Here is a 21,495-nt window from a genome sequence, read left to right as displayed (position 1 = left end):
AAAACTTGACAAATTAATCTATTTGTACTAGAGTATTCTATCAGATTTTCTGGGAAAACACAACATCTAGCGTGTTAAATAATCTTATCACTCTATATGTAGTAGAGCGAGGATTATTTTGTTCCCTAAAAACAGTGTTTTGGATGACATTTTCTGGAAAAAATTCTCGATTTTCCTAAAAAAATATAGTTCTTTTGTATGCTTGACAAAAAAAATATTCTTTGATAATAAAAACAGATTGACAAAATATTTTTGATCCGATTCTGCTTAACTGCTGAGGAGGTTGTGGTCAGACTTTATTTGTTCTTAACTTTTCGATAATTTAAGACAAGAGTGGATTAAAAGTCAAATTTCCTCTGAGAACCTCTGAGAGAGTGAATTTTCTCTTTTCGCTATTTAGTGGCTTACCGCTAGAATAATAGGACAAAAACGCTATATATAGCGTCTAGCCAGTAGAGGACAAGGATGAAATATTTAGAAGAATGGCGTGATAGCGGGGTGGATGCGGAGTTAATCGATCTCAATGTCACCAGTTTAGCGGGGTTATCTCCCAGTGAATACCTACTCTACTCCCAAGAATTACCGCGACGCAATGATGGCAGAGTTAGGGATGATATTCTCAAGCGTTATGAACATATCAGTCAAGGCGGTTGGTGGTGTTCAGGAATTGACTTATTAACGGGTAATTATGACCTTTGGGGCTGTTTTAAGCCCGATTTTCCCCGTTTAAGCCTTGATAAGGCTAAACCGATTAAGTACGAACATCCTCCCCAAACCCCTACGGGAGTCTTTGCTTTGCGGGTTCCCCTGAAAATTTGGCAAAGGATAGCCCAGCATATCAGTATTAATATTTTAACTGAAGAAGTGGATAATAAGCAAGAGGATCTCGGTTTTTGGTCCTGGGTAATTAAACATCCAGAGATACCTATTTGTCTTACGGAAGGAGCGAAAAAAGCGGGGGCATTACTAACAGCAGGTTATGCGACAATTGCCTTACCCGGAATTCACAATGGTTATCGTACTCCCAAGGACGAATTAGGTAGAAGAATCGGCAAATCTCATCTAATTCCGCAGCTAGAAAAATTAGCTAATTCAGGACGAAAGATTTATCTAGTTTTTGATCAAGAAACTAAACCAAAGAACCAACAAGCGGTTAATTTAGCTTTACAGAGAATGGGTTATCTATTCAGTCAGGCTAACTGTGAGGTAAAGGTAGTTACTTGGGATGCTGCTGACGGTAAAGGGGTGGATGATTTACTAATCAATCGAGGAGAAGATTACTTCCAACAAGTCTATCAAAAAGCTACCTCTTGGGAAATTTGGAAGGCAGCGAGTTTAAATAGTTTAACTCTCTCACCTCATCTAGAGTTAAATAGCCGTTACTTGCCAGATATTGCTATCCCTACATCAGCGCAGTTAATGGCGATTAAATCGGCTAAAGGTACAGGAAAAACTGAGTTTTTAGCTAAGATAGTTAAACAGGCTATTGCCAATCAACAAAAAGTTTTAGTTATTGGTCATCGAGTCAAACTGGTAGAGGAGCTATGTCAACGCTTTGGTTTAAACTATATCAGCAAAATTAGGGATAATCCTGCGGCACAAATTTACGGTTATGGTTTATGTATTGACTCTCTCCATCCCCAATCACAAGCTAAATTTCAAGCGGAAGATTGGCAAGAAGCTATGATTATTATCGATGAGATCGAACAAGTCCTATGGCATGGGTTAAATGGGGATACTTGTAAAGCTAATCGAGTAGCAATTTTAAAGTCTTTAAAGTCTCTGCTACAAGCTGTGGTCAGCAGTGGGGGAAAAGTCTTAGTTGCTGATGCTAATTTAAGTGATATTTCCCTAGAATATCTAACTTCTTTAGCGGCTATTAAACTAGAACCTTTCTTGATTAGTAACGAGTGGAAACCCAGTTATCAGGAAGCTTGGCGAGTTTATAACTACTCTGATAATACTCCCCAACAGCTAGTTAAGGATTTAGTTAAACATATTAAAGAGGGAGGAAAACCTTTTGTTTGTCTATCAGCACAAAAATTAACCAGCAAATGGGGGACAATTACCCTAGAATCTTATCTAAGAAAGCAATTTCCTCAGAAGAAAATTCTGCGGATAGATTCAGAGTCATTGCCAGATTCTAGTCACGATGCTTATCAAGCAATTGGCAATTTAAATCAGTTGTTGCTTAACTATGATATAGTTCTAGCTAGTCCTGCGATCGAAACGGGAATTAGTATTGATATTCAGCAACACTTTACCTCGGTTTGGTGTTTAGCACAGGGAATTCAAACTCCCACTTCTATCGCTCAATTTTTAGGGAGAATTAGAGAGAATATTCCTCGTTATATTTGGTCAGCAGTGTACGGATTTAATCAGGTGGGTAATGGTTCCACTTCTATCCCCAAACTTCTCACCTCTGGACACCGATTAACGGAGGTTAATATTCGCTTACTACACCAATCAGATTTAGAATCTCTTGAGGATTTAGATACAAATTTTCAAGCGGAATCTCTCCTCTGCTGGGCAAAAATGGCTGTGCGAGTAAATGCTTATATGCTTAATTATCGTCAGTCAATTCTAGGTATTTTACAAGCAGAAGGTCATAGAATTAAAGAACGTAATCAGGAAGAAGAACTAGAAATAACCAATCAGTTAACGGAAGCAATTGAAGAAATTAGGGAACATAATTATCGTTCTGAATGCGAGGCAATTGCCAGCGCTTCTGAGATCACGGAATCAGAATATCGTTGGCTTAAAAAACAGTTAATTAAGTCAGTGAAAGAAAGGCGAATTATCAGGAAATATGACCTATACAAACGCTATGGAATCCCCGTCACACCGCAATTAGTGATTAAAGATGATCAAGGATGGTATCAAGAACTACGCTTACATTACTTTTTGACAATTGGGCGACAATTTTTGTGCGATCGAGATGCTTTAATTGCGCGTAAACTGATAGAATCAGGTCACGGAAGTTTATTTATTCCCGATTTTAATGGTAGTCAATTAGGAGTGATTATCGGGACGTTAGAAGTGTTAGGAATTCCCGTATTATTAGCTAATCCTGAAAGAGAATTAACTAATCATGATGCCGACTTACAAAAAATGGCCGAAATCGCCATTAAAAACCGCAACGAGATTAAAACTATCACCAAGATTAATCTCTCTAATACTTCCCGTCCTCTGACGATTATTCGTAATTGTTTGAACTTGTTAGGTTATGAATTAACCAGCAAGGGCAGCCAGAGAATTGCTAAAAAATCTCTAAAAGTTTATCAGATTGTTGCCCCTCAGGATGGTAGAGAACAAGTGTTTCAACAATGGTTATTTAGAGATGAAAAATGTGCGGGAAGTTCTGAGATTTGGTATGAGGACTATCTCTTTTCTCTCACCCAGAAACCATCTCTAGGCGAATCAGAAAATGCTTATATTCAATTAAGTCTAGAATTATAGTCTAGCTATGGGGAAAATTGCCTATTTAAGCGACTTTTTTCCCTAAAATGACCACATCAGCCAGAAAATCCTCTAGAGCGGCAATTTGGGGTAAATAACCCCATCGTTGAAAGCCGAATTTTTCAAAGAGACGAATACTGGCTTGATTGTGGGCAAAAATAATACAGATAAGATTAGATATACCCAATTTTGGACAGCGCTCCAAGGCATATTCTACTAATAATTTACCGATTCCACGACCTTGATAATCGGGGGCAATATATAAACTAACCTCTGCCGTTTTTTGGTAAGCGACACGACCATAAAACATCTGTAAACTCAGCCAACCCACCACCCGACCTTCGATCACTATTACCCAGATGGGATACTGTTCAGGAGCGTGTTTTTTAAACCATTCTCGCCGACTTTCGAGGGAAATAGGCTTTAAATCTGCGGTTGCCTTGCGAGTGGGAACAGCAGCATTATAAATCTCGATAATTGTTGGTAAATCTGTTTCTTTAGCCTCGCGAATAATCATGGAAGGTCAAGTAAAAAGTAATAAAAGACTATTTCTTATTTCCTACAGCGTTTCTGATCAAGATGAAGTGTAACCTGATAGGGCATCGTTTCCTGTCTCCCATCCCCCCAAAACAAAAATCTCATACCTCACCATTAAGATAACTGCTAGATCTAGCTAGAGGATTTCTCCTGGTAATTAAGTATAACCCGATTTTGCCGCTTTATCCAGCCATCTTGCTTTAAAATTGAGTTTGATAGCGGACGGTAAACTCATTCAAATTGTAATCGTAGGAAAAGCGGATAAAAGACTGGGAATTAACTCGATAGACGGTTTCCAAATTGGGAAGAATATTAAAATCCGTTGCCCCGATCACATTACTAACCGCATTCTCCACATCATACACGACTCCTTGGGCTAAGAGGGGAATTGCCAACTGAACCACTCCAAACTGAATCAATTGTTCCGTATTTTTCCCCTGTAAACCATTAAAAACTGACAGCAATTGTTCCCCCAAAAGTCGAACTATTTCCCCTTGGCTGCGGGGGGGAGTGCTGGTTAATTTAACTAGGGGAGTGTTAAGCAATCCCTCATCTTCACCACTAGCAAAAGCCACTGCTTGTAGACAATTAGCAGCTTTTTGTAATTCTGCATTTGTATAGTTTTCCTCTAGGGGAAAAGGTGGACTATCAGGACGAATTTGGCACACTTCATTGATATTACCACCTAAATTTGGTAGCAAGCGGTTTAATTCACCTTCAACGCTGAGGGTGACATCGATCCGTTGAATGCGATTGAGGCTATCATCGGGAATTTCATTACTAGGAAAATCCCCCCCCGGACGGGAGATAGCAAAATCGCGAGATTGAGAAAATTCGCTGAGAATTGTTCGCAGTTGAATATCAACAAAGGGATTTAAAAGTCCCAACCCGCGACTAGAATCGAAAACAATAACATTTTGATTGCGTCGGTTAAGAAGAAAACGAGTATCGATGTAACTAACCCGTCCTCGATCGAGATTAATCACTCCATTGGTTTGTAATTTCTCCAGTGGAGTGAGCGAACCGTTCAAGGTTAAAGCACCACTAAAATCAAATTGATACAAAGGTTCTTGTTCGATGGATAATCCCGCTAAAGACACTTGGAAATTATTTAAAACTGGAGTAATATTTGTCGTCTGAGGAATGTTGAGAGGCTGCAGCCAGCGACTCACTGGTTTATCCGTTTCTTGATTAATTTCTGGGGTGCGAGGAAGAAAAACTTTACCCCTCGAAAGACGCACATTCCCCCCGATAATTGGTTGCTGAATTGTTCCCGTTACCATGGCATTCCCAGCAATTAATCCCCGATAAAGACCATTAATTGCTATATCTCCCTCTTGAATATTAACTGTTAAGGGATTAGGATTATTTTTGATGGCTTGAAAGAAAGGTAAAACTCCCACCACAGAAATTTGTCTATCAGCGATCGAGCCTTGTAATTCCTCTACTGTTAAGTTTTCAGGGGTTAACCCAATGCGGCCATTTACGGTTAAAATCTCTGGAAAAGCAACACTGCGGATAGCGGCATTATCGAGAGTAACTATACCATTTGCTTCTAAATCTTTGATTTTTAAGCCCTCTTTTACATCTAATCTTCCCGTCGCTGAAAGAACTACCTCTCCCTCACCGTTAACCCATTCGATGGCGTTTTGACTGATAGCTTCAATTAATTTGATTGCATCGGTTCCTAATTTTGCTTGGATTTTTAATTGATCATTACCCGGTAAGGGAGGATAGGGAATGCTGGCATAGATTTGGATTGATTCGGAGGAGGTTGTCCGCAAATCAAAACGATACTGATTATAGGTAAATAAACCAATTATATCTTGATTAATATTTTGGGCATTAATTGCACCATCAATAAAGGCAAAGTTACCCTGAATACGAGGATTTAATAAGGTTCCTGCAATTTGTCCTTGAGTTTTTAGACTACCGGATACATCCAAGGGAAACTGGACGAAATTTCTCAAGAGATCGAGAGAAATATTTTCCACGGCAAAAGTTCCCTCTACTTTGTTTAAGGAAAAATCACCCGCTAAAAATACGGAAGAATCTCGTGATTTTAATCTAATCGGTTCTATCCTGAGCAACTGACGATTTAAGTTAAGATTAATTGTTACTTCATCAATCGGAATTAATTGGGTATCGGTGGTGACAATTCCCAGAGGTTTAACAATATTTACTGTCGGTCTTTGGGGTCGCCATTCCCATCTATTGCCCTGAAATTGTACATTCAGTTCGGGATTTTTTAAAGTCCCAGTTAAGGCTATATTTGCTTGATAACGGCCGCGAAAATCTAGTTCGGAAGGTATGCCGACTACCCCTCTTTCCCCTGCTAATTGCTGGATTATTTCTTCAATTTTTGCCCGCAAATTTACCTGTTGTGCTAGGGAAGCTTCGGGATTACCTACTCCTAGGGGACTAAGTTGAATAGCTGGGTTATTCTCTGAGGAGAAAAGGGTGATTAAACTGGTTAAATCATAGATACTAGCAACTGATAATAAATCTTGAATATAACCTTTATCTACCCTCAGTTTAGCTTCTATTGCTTGGGTTTGCCAATTAAATAAACCTTGCAGATTATATTGACTTGCACCCGCTTGTAAACTACCTTCTTGCAGTTGAACTATAGAATCCCGATAAACCAAATTTGCCGTTAATTTTTCCCCGATTAAGTTACCTAAACTAGGTCGATTAATCTCTAGTTGTCCCTGTCCCTGTAAGTTAAATAAATTGATGTCTAGATTAGCATTCACTTGTCCAGCAATAATCCCCGGAATATTGTAGGCTGCCGTGGGAGATATTTTCAGGATTTCTAGGGGAAAATCGGCAATCTGAACATTTAAATTTTCTCCGCTTCGTTTAGCTGTTGCTAGAAAAGGAGTTTTATTTCCAAAAGCTTGGCGAATATTTATCCCTAAGGGAAGATAGGGCAGCAGACAATTATTTTGTTGACAAGGATCGAAAGTTAGGTCAATAATGTCCTGATTTCCCCGCAGATTTAAACTAATATTTTGACCGATTCCTGCTTGCATACTTCCTTTTAAGATAGGTTCAAAGGGTCGATCATTAATGCTAAAGTTAGCTAAATTTATATCTCCTTTGATTTGTATATTTCCCACTTTTTGCCAAGCAGTTAAGAGATTTTTTCCTGTGATTTGTCCTTGAAATTTTCCGATCCCTGTCAGTGTCGATTCTCTGGGTTTTAGGTTAGAATCAATCGGTAAAAGCGATATAATCTGAGTTAGCGGTACAGCAGCAAGGTCGGTTTTTGCCTGTAGATTTAAGTTAACCTCAGCGATATCGGGTTGACTGATAAGATTAGCTAAAAGAATATTTCCTCGCACATCAAAGCTATTTTCTCCCCACTGTGCCGAGAGATTATTAACCTGAATTGGTGTTACTCCCTGCCAAATTTCTTCAATGTTTCCCGCTAAATTAGCTCTAAAATCTAAGTTAGGAATCGAGATTGATTTTATTCCTGGCAATTGCCCTAGTACGGCAGTGGGATCGAGATTAGCGGCAATAATATCACTTTGCCAGAAGTTATTATTCAGTTGTGCCTTAGCTTTAATTTCTCCTTTGGCTACATTAATACGAGAGTTAAAAACTGCTTTGATACTGCTTAAGTTAAGTTGTTTTTCTAGCAGGGAGTCGAAAATAGTTTGGGCATTTCCTGTTGCTTGAAACCTGGTTTGGGAAATATTCAAAGGTATGGGAATATTAGTCTGAAAATTCTCTAAGCTACCGAGAATATTAAAAATCCCGTTGTTTAATTGAATAGCAGTATTAATCGGATTATTATCTACTAATAAGCGAGTATCTACCCTAGCATTGACGGTGGAAAAATTAGGGATTTTTCCCGCTAACAATTCCTTGATTGCACCAGTGAAATTGACTTGGGTTTTTCCTAGACTAACAGGAATATTTATATTGGGTAAAAACGGATTTAAGTTAATGCCATCTGTATTAACTATACCGCTTAAAATACCTTGTTCCAGTTGGGTTGTCGTTCTTAGGGATTGATTATTGACAAATAACTGTATATCTCCCTCTCCGCGCCAAGTTTGTAAATCCGTTAAAGTACCGCTAATCAGAGAATTTATCCTGCCAGCAAAGTTAATTTTTGCCCTGCCTAAACTGACGGGAATCGTTAAATTTTCTGTAAAATTATTGAGACTAATCCCACTGGTATTAACTGTACCTGTCATCAAACCTCGATTCAGTTTTGCTGTGGCAATTAAAGGATTATTATCTACTAATAACTCCAGATTTCCTTGACCTTGCCAACTGCTGAAAATATTATTTTTATTATTCAGTAATTCCCCTAAATAACCTTGTAAATTAATCTGCGATCGCAGTAATTTAACCTGAGTTGGTAAGTTAGGCAATAGGGAATTAATCGGCAATCCCGCTAGGACAGCTTTAGCCTGAAGATTTCCCTGCAATACTTGACTATTGACTAAAATTGTGCCTTGTTTACTGCTAATTCCTAAGTTAGCAACTGCGTTTAAAGTATTAACATTAAGTTGGTCAATTTTGCCACTAACCTGAATATTCGCTGTCTCTAAATTTAAGGGTTCTAAGGTTTCTAGGTAGGGGCAAATACTATCTACATATTGACAAACGATAGGCACAAAAGGAGTCAATAAAAAGTTATTACCCGTGATTTTTGCCTGGACTAATTTGCTAGTAAAATCACCATTCCCATTAACCTGTAGTCTGCCGCCATTTGTTTTAATGACCGTATCGGTTAAATTTATTTTGTTGCCTCCTAAAAATACTTTGCCCTCCCCGGCAACATTAATTAATCCTGACCGATTAACCCCAGGTATTTGCCAATTAATTAATAATTGAGGCAGTCCTAAACTACCTCTAGCTTTAATATTAGCTTGCAGATCGTTTATATTAATTTTAGCGGGAATTGTTGCGAATTGAGATATAATTTTTTTTGTGGGAAAATGCGCTTGTAAATTTAAATTAATCGGCATTTTTGTCCCGTCAAGAGGTTGATTTTTTTGCAGGGATTGCAGAATATTTAACTGCAATTTTCCTTCCCCTTTAATTTCTCCACCTGCGACGGGTTTAATTTGAATTTTATCTAAATTAAGACTATTGAGATTTGTTTGAAAATTACTGGTTATTGATTGAATAGGAATTTGCTCAAAAATAATCGGTTTGCTGTTGCTAACGGTTCCTTTAATTAGAGGTTGATCTAGTTTTCCCGTCACTTGAAAAGTAGAGCGTGCTTCTCCCCGTAAATCTAGAGGTGATTGCAGATAAATAATTCTTAAAAGCTGTTGTAAATCCACCGATTCTAGAGCGACATTGAGATGATAACCAGTTTGCCAATTTACTTCTCCTTTCACCTCAGTTTTAATCTTGCCAATACTTGCGATCGCCTGTTCAACTAATACTTTATCTCCCTGTAAATTTAACTTAGTTGTCAACTTAATTGGATACTGAAAAGGTTGGAATTTTCCCGCTACTTCCGTCACCTGAAAATTGCCATTACCTTGACTTTGATTTAGCTTTGCCCAACTGGGAATATTGAGAGCAATATTAGCATTTACTTGTCCTTGATTTAATTGAAAATTGCTCCCAGGAATTAAAGTTAATAGTTCACTTAAGTTTAAACGATCAATCTGAAGATTAGTTAGGCTTTCACCCGTTTTTAACGCTGTTTCTCCTTTAATTTTTACTTGACTTTTGAGGATTTCTGCGCTGAGATCGTAGGTGAGAGGTTGCTTTTGATGATCAATAAATCTTCCTTGACCATCGGCCTTAATTTCTATGGGTTTTTTCAGGGCATAGGGTTGGATAGTAATAGCTGCCTTCTCCACCTGAAAACCCAGATTTAACTTAATGGGTGCCTCCCGATCTAAGTTACTAGCTATTTTTTCTAAATTATCGAGCCATTGACCATTTTTATCCTGATCGAGATAAATACTGGGATTAATTAACTTGACATCAATCGGCAGCGGCAGGCCTAAAAGTAAGGGCAGCGGATTTAATCCCAATTCGATCGCATCAATAGATAAACTATCGGCAGAATTGGCCGTAGCTGGAATTTCCGATTTACCGATACGAATGCGATTAAAATAAAAACCCTCTATCTTACCTACCCTGACGGGTCTGTGTAGCATTTCACTGAAGATATTATCTAAAATTGGGGTGAGACGTTCATAAACTAAATAACGAGTCGTAAAATAGCCAAGGGAGGTAATTCCTAGGAGAGTAATTCCCCCGACAATTAAAGTAGAAGGCCGGCGGACAAATCGACCGAGACTCAGAAAAAGATTAGGACGAGGAGAAGGATCGCCAGGGGAGTTACTCATAATTGTTTACCTCACACACACCAAAGAAAGGGCAATGGCTCACTAGAGCTAATGAACTATGATAATTCACCGCAGCACTGATAGCCCTCAATCGATTAATTGCAATTTTTTAGGCGATTATTGGGCTTAAATCCTGTGAGGAATTCAAGGGATGCGGCCAATTAAAAGCCTCTCTCCCCATCTTAGCCTAAGACTCGAATGGCTGGCTAAAATTTTCAACAATTCGCCAAAATCTCCCTAGCTTCAACAGCTAACCGAATTAATATTGATCAATCCACCAGTTCCATCAGAATATTGCTCGGATCAATAGGTTCGGAAATTGAAGATTGAGAGAAAACTTGTGCAGACAGACAACAATCCGGCGCAGTCAGGAACAACAACCAGAAGTATTCAGTCTTAGAATATTGGGACTAGCACGTCTATTTTTACCGTAAAAATCGTCTTATAGATTAAAGATCATGAAAGCCAGATTATCGATCGCCCTAACCGCCCTAATGACCTTGGGCATAACTTCCACAGCAGCGGTCAACTTTGACGAACAGGACATCGAGCAGAGCCAGGTAATAGCGATCGCTCGTCCCTACGGAGGTAATAAATTTGACCTGCTAGTATTGGAACAAATCCAGGGAAAACAGAAGTGTTGGAGCGAAAGCGGCTCAAATCCCGTCATGATTGACCCGCTGCTCCTCAACTTTGACTTTACCGGCATTTGTCGCCGCGCCACCGATAGTAATGGTTATTCTATCCGTCTCGATGGCCGGGATTTTGGGCTAGATTACATCTTGCGTATTGTGGAACGCAATGGCGAATTATACTTAGTGGGAACTCCCCGGGATGCCCGCAGACCGGAATTAGTGGTGGGAAGAACCAGGGGAATGCAAACAGGATTTATGAAAATTATCCTCGAACCGGGTTGGAGATTTAGCCGTCGTACCTTCGAAGGCAAAAGTTTAGGCCACTTCTACTTTAGCGGCAAAGAAGCGGAAGTTCTCGCAGCCGCCGGCAGACCTTCCGTCAGCGAAACCACTCCTCCCCCCACTGCTGGGGCCAGTTTTCAGGATATTAGCGGCGATATCTATAAAACTGAGATCGAAAAAGCGATCGCGCTTGGGGTAGTGGCTGGTTTTAAAGAAGATAACACCTTCCGCCCCGAAAATCCCGTCACCAGGGAACAATTTGTCTCGATGATTATTGAAGGGATGGGAACTGTCACCAAAATTAACCTAGAAGAGATTCCCCCCGGCAGCGGCAGTTTTAACGATGTGGACGCGACGCGCTGGAGTGCCAAAAAAATCCAATGGGCCCGGGCCAATGGTATTGTTGCCGGCAAAGCTAACGGCGAATTCCGTCCCACCGACCCCATCACCAGGGCCGAATTGATGGCGATTCTCAAACAGGCCGCCACCTACCTGAAAACTCGGCAAAAACAAGCCCCCGATTTAGCCCAAACTAAAACCCCCGTCAATTTTTCCGATACTTCCGGTCATTGGGCCGCCGGTTTAATTACCCAGATGTCGGGATTTTGCGGTGTGGCCTCTCCCTTAAACGAACAGGGTAGTGCTTTTGTACCAAACGATCCCGCCCGTCGTAACTATGCGGCTGCTGCGATCGTCCGTACCCTCGATTGTGTTAAAACCGCCAAAAAATAACGGCCTCTCCTCCATCAGAGTTTGCGGCAAAAAGTTTTTCCTAGGGGTAGGATGTGGGGTGTGGGGTTTTATCCATTTTTAGGAAGTCAATTACCTAATTTTCAGGGAAAAAGTCCCCCCATTTTCCCCCCGCTCACTCCCAGGCCTGGCACTGTTTGATCTCAAAAAGGCCTAAAGATATTATCCAATTACCGATGACTGATGACTGATTACTGATCACTGATTACTGATGACTGATTACTGATTACTGATCACTGATTGTGGTTGTTAATTTTTACCTTAAATGTCGGTTTGAAGGAACCCTCGGTTTCACTGACGAGATGAAAAACCGACCAGCATAAAACAGCGAAGCACAACTATAGCAAAGAGCGGGATAGTTAGGACATAATAGAGAAAAAGAAATGAGGAGAAGCTTTCATGGCAGCACCCTATAGTGATGATTTAAGACAGAAAGCAGTGAGTGCCGTAGAGCGAGGGGAGAAAAAAAGCCATGTCTGTCGCACCCTCAATATTAGTCGTAATACATTAGACCTATGGCTGAAACGGAAGAAACAAACTGGGACGGTGGCCGCTAAAACTAACTATCGTCGAGGGCCGAAGCCCAAAATTGACGATTTAGAAGCCTTTCAAAAGTTGGCCGAACAATATGGGCATTTGACCCAAGAAAAAATGGCGCAAAAATGGGCTAACCCAGTCAGTAGGATGAGAATTGGTCAAGCGCTCAAAAGAATTGGATTTACTAGAAAAAAAAAACTTATGGCTACAGAGAAAGAGATGAAGAAGCCCGAAAAGAGTTTCTCCAAAAAATCAGAGGTTATGCCCCGGAAAGATTTGTCTATATTGATGAAGCTGGAATAGATAAGTACCTAAGCAAAATTAATTACACATATCTAAACACCTCTTGCAAGAGGCACTCTTGCCTCTTGCCTATCTTCACTAGGAAATTAATTTTGCACGACTACTTAACACCATCGATTACCCTTATGGATATTGTCACAAATCAGAAAGATTTGAGGCTTTAAAGTTAGGTCACTGTAGCGAAAGAGTTAGTGTGATCAGCGGTTGGTGGCGTGGTTCCACTATCGCGCCAATGGTGTTTGAGGGGTACTGTAATACAGAGTTGGTGTGTGAGTGGATAGAACAATTGCTATTACCCGAACTACTACCCGGTCAAATTATCATCATTGATAACGCCAGTTTTCATCCCAAAGAGAGAATCAAAAAATTGTTAGCTAAAGCGGGATGTGAAGTGCTATTTTTACCCGCCTATTCTCCAGATATCAACAAAATTGAAAAGTTCTGGGCTAGATTGAAAAACTATGTTATAGCAAAGAGCGGGATAGTTAGGACATAATAGAGAAAAAGAAATGAGGAGAAGCTTTCATGGCAGCACCCTATAGTGATGATTTAAGACAGAAAGCAGTGAGTGCCGTAGAGCGAGGGGAGAAAAAAAGCCATGTCTGTCGCACCCTCAATATTAGTCGTAATACATTAGACCTATGGCTGAAACGGAAGAAACAAACTGGGACGGTGGCCGCTAAAACTAACTATCGTCGAGGGCCGAAGCCCAAAATTGACGATTTAGAAGCCTTTCAAAAGTTGGCCGAACAATATGGGCATTTGACCCAAGAAAAAATGGCGCAAAAATGGGCTAACCCAGTCAGTAGGATGAGAATTGGTCAAGCGCTCAAAAGAATTGGATTTACTAGAAAAAAAGGCTCTTCGTTACTCTTTATGCTAAATCAACAGACAAGATGCCAAGATAACATACTTCTAACCCAAAAATTCCGAAAGTTTCTAAAGCCATAGCCTCGCCGTTTTATTAGTTTAAGTTTATTGTTGATTCCCTCGACTAATCCATTCGTTGTTCTTCGCTCGAAATAACTAATGATTTCTCCAAACCAGTTTCGGATTGTTTGACAACTCTTGGTAAAAACAATGGAGGATTTTGCCAACCATTCCGAGATAGATAGCAGTCCTTCTGTCGGATTCTCTGAGGTTTCATAAATCTTTCTGAATTCTTCCTTTAATTCCGGCATCTTTTTCAAATTTGGCCAATTTTCTTTGATAGCTTCTCGTTTAATTTTTTGGGGTTCCGTTCAATCTTCTTCATTTTTTAATAGGCTATATTTACTTCGCTTTAAAACTTCTAGCTTCGCTTCTTTTTCCGCTTTCTGTTTTTTATTTTTCTGCGCTTCTACGGCTCTTTTTTCTGCTCTTCTCTGTTCGTCTAACTCTTGATTAATTTGTTTCATTACATGGAATCTATCGGCGACTAATTCAACCGATGACATCAATTCTTTCACCAAATTTTTATAGGGCAACCAAAGGTCTATGCTCACTTCTTCAATTGGCTCTAACACCTCTTTTCCCCAGCCTGTAAGCGTTTTTCTCAACTCCTCTTGTGTTCGCTTCTCTAGAATAGCTATTAGTTTTCCCGTATCTAAATTTACTAAAACCGCACAGTAATTTTTTTGTCCTTTGACTAGAGCGATTTCATCAATTCCTAGTCTTTTTAATTCCGATAGGTCTGGCTCGGTAATTTCTTCAGCAATGTCCTCTAGCCTTCTTTGAATCTCTTCTTCCGTTACGTCATTTATTCGACTAACATTTAAAATATCTCCTGATTTTAATTGTTCGAGTATATTTTCGGCTAGTCTTTTCGTATAGGTTCGTTTACTGGCGACAAAATCTAACTCTTCGCTCAAGGGTTTTCGACAATTATCGCACTTAAATTGACGACGATTAACTTGTAGGTACACTGGTTGTCCTGAGATTGGTAAATCTTTGACTAAATATCGATGATTTTGGTGTAGTTTATCGCTCTCTAACCCACAACGAGGACAGATTGCTTTTTTCTTTTTCGATTCGACTGGTCAAACTATACCGACATTTTCTAGGTGTCGATAGCCTTGAATAGAGGTTCCTTCTAGGTTCAAAAATTTGTCAAGTATCATAAGTAAAATACTCTGGTTTTTGGCTATTATATCAAATCTTAACTCGATTGTCTATCTTTTGGTATTAACCTGTTTGTGTCTAAAATCTCTCCCTGTATAAATTTCAGCTATTTTTGAGCGTAGGCACTATCATCGAATTTTATTTGAAGTTAATTATTTGCATAACAATTACCGAAGAGCCGTAAAAAAAAACTTATGGCTACAGAGAAAGAGATGAAGAAGCCCGAAAAGAGTTTCTCCAAAAAATCAGAGGTTATGCCCCGGAAAGATTTGTCTATATTGATGAAGCTGGAATAGATAACACCATCGATTATCCTTATGGATATTGTCACAAATCAGAAAGATTTGAGGCTTTAAAGTTAGGTCACTGTAGCGAACGAGTTAGTGTGATCAGCGGTTGGTGGCGTGGTTCCACGATCGCGCCAATGGTGTTTGAGGGGTACTGTAATACAGAGTTGGTGTGTGAGTGGATAGAACAATTGCTATTACCCGAACTACTACCCGGTCAAATTATCATCATTGATAACGCCAGTTTTCATCCCAAAGAGAGAATCAAAAAATTGTTAGCTAAAGCGGGATGTGAAGTGCTATTTTTACCCGCCTATTCTCCAGACCTCAACAAAATTGAAAAGTTCTGGGCTAGATTGAAAAACTATGTTAGTCAGATTATCAATGATAGTGAAAACCTTGTGGATGCTGTGAGTAAAGCCTTCAGGCATCTGTCCTAACTAACTCGTTCTATGCCATATTACCCGAACTACTACCCGGTCAAATTATCATCATTAATAACGCCAGTTTTCATCCCAAAGAGAGAATCAAAAAATTGTTAGCTAAAGCGGGATGTGAAGTGCTATTTTTACCCGCCTATTCTCCAGACCTCAACAAAATTGAAAAGTTCTGGGCTAGATTGAAAAACTATGTTAGTCAGATTATCAATGATAGTGAAAACCTTGTGGATGCTGTGAGTAAAGCCTTCAGGTATCTGTCCTAACTAACTCGTTCTATGCCATATTACCCGAACTACTACCCGGTCAAATTATCATCATTGATAACGCCAGTTTTCATCCCAAAGAGAGAATCAAAAAATTGTTAGCTAAAGCGGGATGTGAAGTGCTATTTTTACCCGCCTATTCTCCAGACCTCAACAAAATTGAAAAGTTCTGGGCTAGATTGAAAAACTATGTTAGTCAGATTATCAATGATAGTGAAAACCTTGTGGATGCTGTGAGTAAAGCCTTCAGGCATCTGTCCTAACTAACTCGTTCTATGCCATAGTCAGATTATCAATGATAGTGAAAACCTTGTGGATGCTGTGAGTAAAGCCTTCAGGCATCTGTCCTAACTAACTCGTTCTATGCCATATGTCCTAACTATCCCGCTCTTTGCTATAATATTCAGGGGAGTCTTGATTCTCGACATATTTCTTAAGTTGGTCTATTGTGACACCGCCACAACTAGCCACAAAATATGCCCCTGTCCACAAAATTCTCTTATCTTGACCATATATCTCTTTCAAGTGGTCTGAAAAGTTATCCCACATCAGCTGGCAAGAAGTTGATTTTAAGTTAGCGATTAGACTACTTAACAGTTTATGAGGGGGGTAAGTTAAAAGAATGTGAACATGGTCTGATTCTCCGTTAATCTCTATTACCTTCGCCTCCCATTTCTCGGCTATGTTTTGAAAAACTATTCTCAAAAATTCTAAATGCTTTTTCTGAAACACATTTCTACGATATTTGGTGACGAGAACTATATGTACGGTGAGATTAAAGGTAGCTCTAGGAGTTTTAAAATAATTAGTCTTTATACTCTTGATATTTTGTACAGTGGATTGCTATAATCATAACATAACACATTGAGAGGTCGAACCCGTAGTCATAGAGTTTAAGTTAAAAGTCAATCCTTCCCAAGAAATAGCTATTCAAGAGGCTATCAGGGTGGGACAGTTTATTAGAAATAAGTGTCTAAGATTTTGGATGGACTCTACCAAAGAAGATCAGGTTAACTATGGTACTTTGTGTAAATTAACTACAGAATTAGCCAACAGTTCTGAATTTCCTTTTGTCGGTAAACTCAACTCTATGGCTCGTCAAGCAAGTGCCGAAAGAGCTTGGTTTTCTATATCCCGTTTTTACAACAATTGTCAAAGGGGTTTAGCGAAAAAAGGCTATCCTAAATTCAAAAAATTTTCAAGGTCTGTCGAGTACAAAACTTCTGGTTGGAAACTAACAGAAGACAAAAAGTTTATCCACATCACGGATAAAACAGGGATAGGAAAATTAAAGCTAATCGGTACTTTTAAACGTGAGATTCTCGATAAATCCACTATCAAAAGAATCAGGCTTATTAAACGAGCCGATGGCTTTTATTGTCAATTTGTCTTAGAAATTGAGAGAGTAGAACCCTTTGACTCTACAGGAAAAGAAGTAGGGATTGATTTAGGTTTAAACCATTTCTTAACCGACTCTAATGGGGATAAAATTGATAACCCACGGTTTCTTCGTAAGTCGGAAAAAAGACTAAAAAAGGCTCAACGTAAACTCTCAAAGAAGAAAAAGGGAAGCCAAAAAAGATTAAAACAGAAATCTAAAGTAGCTCGCCTTCATCTAAAAGTTTCTAGACAGCGTAAAGATTTTGCCGTCAAGACAGCAAAAGCGTTAATCCAATCTAACGATTTGGTAGTCTATGAGGACTTGAAGGTGTCCAATATGGTGAAAAATCCCAAGCTTGCTAAATCTATTCAAGATGCGAGTTGGTCAATGTTCACCGATTGGTTAGACTACTTTGGGAAAATACACGGGAAGTTTGTGGTAGCGGTGAACCCACAATACACTAGCCAACAATGTTCTAGTTGTGGTAATATCGTCAAGAAAACATTATCTGTAAGAACTCATGTTTGTTCTTGTGGGTGTGTCTTGGATAGAGACGAAAACGCCGCTATAAACATTCTCGCACGGGCAAATACTGTCGGGCGGACAGAAATTCAAGCCCGACTACAGACTACCCACTGTCTATTAAGTGAAAGCCTAATAGATAAGGTAACTGGATGAACAGGGAATCCTGAAGCGCTTGAGTGCGATGGGAGCGTCAATTTAGGTATCCCGTCGAGTATTTTCGCTAGACTGGAAAATAATGCACCTCGGCTAGACAAAATCCTATGGTAAAGCTGCTCGAAAATCCTCTCCGAGTGGGATTGCGACAAGAAAGAACCCCAGAACCCTTAATTTTAGTCATTTTTGGGGCATCAGGAGACTTAACCCAAAGAAAACTGGTTCCTGCCCTCTATCAACTGAAACGGGAAAGACGACTACCGGCCGAATTAACCATCGTTGGTACAGCGCGCCGAGAGTGGAGTCATGATTATTTTCGCCAACAGATGCGCCAAGGCATCGAAGAATTTTCCGACGGGATTGGCAGTGAGGAATATTGGCAAGACTTCGCCCAAGGATTGTACTATTTCCCCGGCAACATGGACGATCCAGAAAGTTACGCCAAAATGAAAGTCTTTCTGGAAGAACTAGACGGAATCCGGGGAACCCGCGGCAATCGAGTCTTTTATCTAGCCGTCTCTCCTAATTTCTTCCCCCCCGGCCTTAAAAACCTCGGCGCGGCCGGAATGCTGAAAGACCCGATTAAACACCGGTTAGTGATCGAAAAACCCTTTGGCAAAGACCTCAGTTCTGCCCAAGTTCTCAATCGAGTCGTACAAGAGGTTTGTCAGGAGAACCAAGTTTATCGCATTGACCACTATTTAGGCAAGGAAACCGTCCAAAACTTGCTGGTGTTCCGATTTGCCAACGCTATCTTTGAACCCCTCTGGAATCGTCAATTTATCGATCACGTCCAGATTACCGTGGCCGAAACCGTGGGAGTGGAGGAGCGGGCCGGATATTACGAAAAATCGGGAGCTTTGCGCGATATGGTGCAAAATCACCTGATGCAGTTATTCTGCTTGACGGCGATGGAAGCACCCAACGCTATTAACGCTGATAGTGTCCGCGGCGAAAAAGTCAAAGTCCTACAAGCGACTCACCTGGCCGATATTAATAACCTAGAAAAATCCGCCATCCGCGGCCAGTATAAAGCCGGTTGGATGAAAGGAAAACCTATTCCGGGCTATCGGGAAGAACCGGGGGTTAATCCGGAATCGACCACTCCCACCTATGTGGCCATGAAATTAATCGTCGATAACTGGCGTTGGCAGGGTGTCCCCTTTTATCTGCGCACCGGTAAACGTCTGCCCAAAAAAGTTTCCGAGATTGCCATCCAATTCCGCCATGTGCCGTTATTAATCTTCCAATCGGCGGCTCAACAAACTAATGCAAATGTACTGAGTATGCGGATTCAGCCTAACGAAGGCATTGCCCTCCGTTTTGAGGCAAAAATGCCGGGGTCGGAATTACGCACGCGCACGGTAGAAATGGACTTTAGTTATGGTTCCTCCTTCGGTGTCACCAGCGCCGATGCCTATAATCGCCTACTTTTAGACGCTATGCTAGGAGATCAAACCCTATTTACCCGTTCTGACGAGGTAGAAGAAGCATGGCGCATCGTTACTCCCGCTCTCGCCGCTTGGGATGCCCCCGCCGATCCCGCCTCCGTACCCCAATACGAAGCGGGTACCTGGGAACCCACAGAAGCGGAATTTCTCCTTAACCGCGATGGCCGTCGTTGGCGACGACTCTAAAACAGTGACCAGTAATCAGTAAACAGTGAACAGTAATCAGTAATCAGTAAACTAAAAACTCACATCTGGTAACTGATAACTGGTAACTCACATCTGATAACTGATAACTGATAACTGATAACTGATAACTGATAACTGATAACTGACATGACCACCCAAAGCCCCCCCATTGTCTCCCTGCAAGCACCGAAAGATGTTTCCATCGATGTGATCGAGCAGGAACTGCGCGATATCTGGCAATCCTATAATGATAATCAGGATGGTATGGCCGCCACCCGGGCCACCACCTTTAGCTTTATTGTCTATGAACCCGACGCAGTACAGGAATTGTTAACCCTTCTCGGCTATTACACCGGCCCGATTGATGGTATTGCCGGTCCGCGGACCCACGCCGCCATCAAAGTCGCCCAGAAGGACCTAGAACTAGAAGTAACTGGGCTTTCTAGCGATGAATTTGTCGCTCGGTTAAGGGCGGCCTGGGAAGCGGAAAAAAACGCCGAGGATGGGGCTAATCATCGTCAATACGCCGCCGATTTGGATGCGATTGGGGTCGCAGATGCGATCGCTGCTTCCAATCCCTGTCGCATTATTACCCTCTGTCCCACCGCCGAGGCCGATGAAGGGGTAAAAGCCTCTGTTTCTGCCTATTGTCCCGTTAACAAACGTAGTCAGAACACTTTAGTTTGCTGTGAATACGTTACTTTAAGCGGTACAGCGGAAGCTTTGGAACGAATTGGCGGCATTATTTCCGAGTTAACTATTCCCAGTTTGCCCAAATTTCTCTGGTGGAAAGCCAGTCCCGATGGCGAATATGGACTATTTAAACGTCTGGCCAGTCAATGTGATACGATTATCGTCGATTCCAGCACTTTTCGGGAACCGGAAACGGAACTGCTGCAAGTGGGGGATTTATTAGCCACAGATGTACCATTAGCTGACCTGAACTGGAGTCGTCTCGCTCCTTGGCAAGAACTAACCGCCGAGGCTTTTGATCCACCGGAGCGCCGGGATGCTATTCTGGAAGTCGATCGCATCACTATTGATTATGAAAAGGGCAATCCTTGTCAAGCTTTTATGTTCCTCGGTTGGATGGCCAGCCGGTTACAATGGCGACCGGTGGGATATAGTCACCGGTCGGGAGATTACGCTATTCATCGGATTAGTTTCCTCGGTCAGGACCAGCGTTTAATTGAGGCTGAATTAGCCGGTGTTCCCGTGGCCGATTGGGGTGAGATACAAGGGGATCTGATTAGTATTAAACTCAGTTCTACTAATCTTCAGGCCGATTGTTGTACGGTAATTTGTTCGGGAACTACCGGCTGTATGCGGATGGAAGCTTCGGGAGGGGCCCAATCTTGCCGGGTTGAACAAGTGTCCCATCTGGAAGACCAAAAAACAGAAACTCTGCTAGGTAAACAGTTACAGCGTTGGGGCCAGGACGTGCTTTATCAAGAAAGCATGAAAGTCACTAGCGCTATCCTCAAATTATCCCAACCGGATTAACAAATTAGCAACAATAATCCCACCCACTTTCGAGAGACCTTGTTAACAAGGTCTCTCGATATTTATACAGCAGTCAGCACCTGATTAAAACCGATAATTGTAAGTAGGTAGGCGTTAAAAATTATCAGACACCCCCCTTATCAAGCTATCCCTTATAGGGATCTTTCTTAACAATTTTTGCAGTAAGCACTCCAACCCTTATCCTGACTTGATTTCAGTTTTTTCTTTGTCAGTAAGGGTGTCAACAAGGAATATTACAAATTGTTAACCGAGTCTTGAAAGCCTTGTGCTACAAAGGTTTGAAATGTTAAGAAAGATGTGACTAAAGGACAGCTTATCAAGGGGGGGGCAGGGGGGATCTAACC

The 21,495-nt window shown here is 40.9% G+C and carries 13 protein-coding genes and 3 pseudogenes; 12 read left to right on the top strand and 4 right to left on the bottom strand.

Features of this window, described 5'->3' with window-relative positions:
• Window positions 1-465: 465 nt before the first annotated feature.
• Window positions 466-3,459, top strand: a complete 2,994-nt coding sequence (locus RAM70_RS04060; protein ID WP_190380418.1) for a plasmid replication protein, CyRepA1 family — start codon at window positions 466-468, stop codon at window positions 3,457-3,459.
• Window positions 3,460-3,484: 25 nt separating this feature from the next.
• Here RAM70_RS04060 and RAM70_RS04055 read toward each other — a convergent pair whose 3' ends face one another.
• Window positions 3,485-3,976: a GNAT family N-acetyltransferase gene (locus RAM70_RS04055; protein ID WP_045361323.1), complete on the bottom strand. Its 492-nt coding sequence runs from the start codon at window positions 3,974-3,976 to the stop codon at window positions 3,485-3,487.
• A 220-nt stretch (window positions 3,977-4,196) separates the two neighbouring features.
• Complete coding sequence (locus RAM70_RS04050) at window positions 4,197-10,334, bottom strand: translocation/assembly module TamB domain-containing protein (RefSeq protein ID WP_312672390.1); 6,138 nt, start codon at window positions 10,332-10,334, stop codon at window positions 4,197-4,199.
• Between the two features lie 458 nt (window positions 10,335-10,792).
• Between RAM70_RS04050 and RAM70_RS04045 the strand changes: the two genes are divergently transcribed.
• The 5 genes and pseudogenes from RAM70_RS04045 to RAM70_RS04030 all read left to right on the top strand — a co-directional run bounded on the left by RAM70_RS04045 (window position 10,793) and on the right by RAM70_RS04030 (window position 13,792).
• Window positions 10,793-11,983 carry a DUF3747 domain-containing protein gene (locus RAM70_RS04045; RefSeq protein WP_312672388.1) on the top strand — a complete coding sequence of 397 codons (1,191 nt, stop codon included), beginning with the start codon at window positions 10,793-10,795 and terminating at the stop codon, window positions 11,981-11,983.
• 417 nt (window positions 11,984-12,400) lie between these two features.
• Window positions 12,401-12,718, top strand: a pseudogene (locus RAM70_RS04040) (IS630 transposase-related protein); the annotation flags it as partial.
• An 8-nt stretch (window positions 12,719-12,726) separates the two neighbouring features.
• Window positions 12,727-12,843, top strand: a pseudogene (locus tag RAM70_RS22875) (IS630 family transposase); the annotation flags it as partial.
• A gap of 83 nt (window positions 12,844-12,926) precedes the next feature.
• On the top strand, window positions 12,927-13,337 hold the full coding sequence (locus tag RAM70_RS04035; protein WP_312675803.1) for a transposase: 411 nt from the start codon (window positions 12,927-12,929) through the stop codon (window positions 13,335-13,337).
• 29 nt (window positions 13,338-13,366) lie between these two features.
• Complete coding sequence (locus tag RAM70_RS04030; RefSeq protein ID WP_312672158.1) at window positions 13,367-13,792, top strand: IS630 transposase-related protein; 426 nt, start codon at window positions 13,367-13,369, stop codon at window positions 13,790-13,792.
• Here RAM70_RS04030 and RAM70_RS04025 read toward each other — a convergent pair.
• Window positions 13,726-14,940 (bottom strand): annotated as a pseudogene (locus RAM70_RS04025) (ISL3 family transposase). The gene RAM70_RS04030 and the pseudogene RAM70_RS04025 sit on opposite strands and share 67 nt — an antisense overlap.
• A 245-nt stretch (window positions 14,941-15,185) precedes the next feature.
• Here RAM70_RS04025 and RAM70_RS04020 point away from each other — a divergent pair.
• Genes RAM70_RS04020 through RAM70_RS04010 form a run of 3 tightly spaced genes read left to right on the top strand, consistent with a single transcriptional unit; the run spans window position 15,186 to window position 16,194 of the window.
• Complete coding sequence (locus RAM70_RS04020; RefSeq protein WP_235614858.1) at window positions 15,186-15,668, top strand: IS630 family transposase; 483 nt, start codon at window positions 15,186-15,188, stop codon at window positions 15,666-15,668.
• A 17-nt stretch (window positions 15,669-15,685) separates the two neighbouring features.
• Window positions 15,686-15,931 (top strand): transposase, encoded by a 246-nt coding sequence (locus RAM70_RS04015; RefSeq protein WP_312675775.1) that lies wholly within the window; start codon window positions 15,686-15,688, stop codon window positions 15,929-15,931.
• A 17-nt stretch (window positions 15,932-15,948) separates the two neighbouring features.
• Window positions 15,949-16,194, top strand: a complete 246-nt coding sequence (locus RAM70_RS04010; protein WP_376750906.1) for a transposase — start codon at window positions 15,949-15,951, stop codon at window positions 16,192-16,194.
• Window positions 16,195-16,306: 112 nt separating this feature from the next.
• Here the strand turns inward: RAM70_RS04010 and tnpA are convergent, their stop codons facing one another.
• Window positions 16,307-16,747, bottom strand: a complete 441-nt coding sequence (gene tnpA / locus RAM70_RS22870) for an IS200/IS605 family transposase (protein WP_376750909.1) — start codon at window positions 16,745-16,747, stop codon at window positions 16,307-16,309.
• 70 nt (window positions 16,748-16,817) lie between these two features.
• Here tnpA and RAM70_RS04005 point away from each other — a divergent pair, with 70 nt between their 5' ends.
• The 3 genes from RAM70_RS04005 (at window position 16,818) to opcA (ending at window position 21,130) form a co-directional block, all read left to right on the top strand.
• Complete coding sequence (locus RAM70_RS04005) at window positions 16,818-17,990, top strand: RNA-guided endonuclease InsQ/TnpB family protein (RefSeq protein ID WP_312675802.1); 1,173 nt, start codon at window positions 16,818-16,820, stop codon at window positions 17,988-17,990.
• Window positions 17,991-18,097: 107 nt separating this feature from the next.
• Window positions 18,098-19,627 (top strand): glucose-6-phosphate dehydrogenase, encoded by a 1,530-nt coding sequence (gene zwf / locus RAM70_RS04000; RefSeq protein ID WP_008206375.1) that lies wholly within the window; start codon window positions 18,098-18,100, stop codon window positions 19,625-19,627.
• A gap of 147 nt (window positions 19,628-19,774) precedes the next feature.
• Window positions 19,775-21,130: a glucose-6-phosphate dehydrogenase assembly protein OpcA gene (gene opcA, locus RAM70_RS03995; RefSeq protein WP_312672385.1), complete on the top strand. Its 1,356-nt coding sequence runs from the start codon at window positions 19,775-19,777 to the stop codon at window positions 21,128-21,130.
• Window positions 21,131-21,495: the final 365 nt, after the last annotated feature.

It is taken from the genome of Microcystis wesenbergii NRERC-220, assembly GCF_032027425.1.
Lineage (GTDB): Bacteria > Cyanobacteriota > Cyanobacteriia > Cyanobacteriales > Microcystaceae > Microcystis > Microcystis wesenbergii_A.
The sequence above is the reverse complement of the archived record's forward strand: the minus strand, read 5'-3'. Positions and strand labels throughout refer to the sequence as shown.

Coding starts and splice junctions, on each gene's coding strand:
- RAM70_RS04045 (WP_312672388.1), top strand. CDS start 10,793: ATGAAAGCCAGATTATCGATCGCCCTAACCGCCCTAATGACCTTGGGC.
- RAM70_RS04055 (WP_045361323.1), bottom strand. CDS start 3,976: ATGATTATTCGCGAGGCTAAAGAAACAGATTTACCAACAATTATCGAG.
- RAM70_RS04060 (WP_190380418.1), top strand. CDS start 466: ATGAAATATTTAGAAGAATGGCGTGATAGCGGGGTGGATGCGGAGTTA.
- zwf (WP_008206375.1), top strand. CDS start 18,098: ATGGTAAAGCTGCTCGAAAATCCTCTCCGAGTGGGATTGCGACAAGAA.
- RAM70_RS04030 (WP_312672158.1), top strand. CDS start 13,367: ATGGCAGCACCCTATAGTGATGATTTAAGACAGAAAGCAGTGAGTGCC.
- RAM70_RS04050 (WP_312672390.1), bottom strand. CDS start 10,334: ATGAGTAACTCCCCTGGCGATCCTTCTCCTCGTCCTAATCTTTTTCTG.
- opcA (WP_312672385.1), top strand. CDS start 19,775: ATGACCACCCAAAGCCCCCCCATTGTCTCCCTGCAAGCACCGAAAGAT.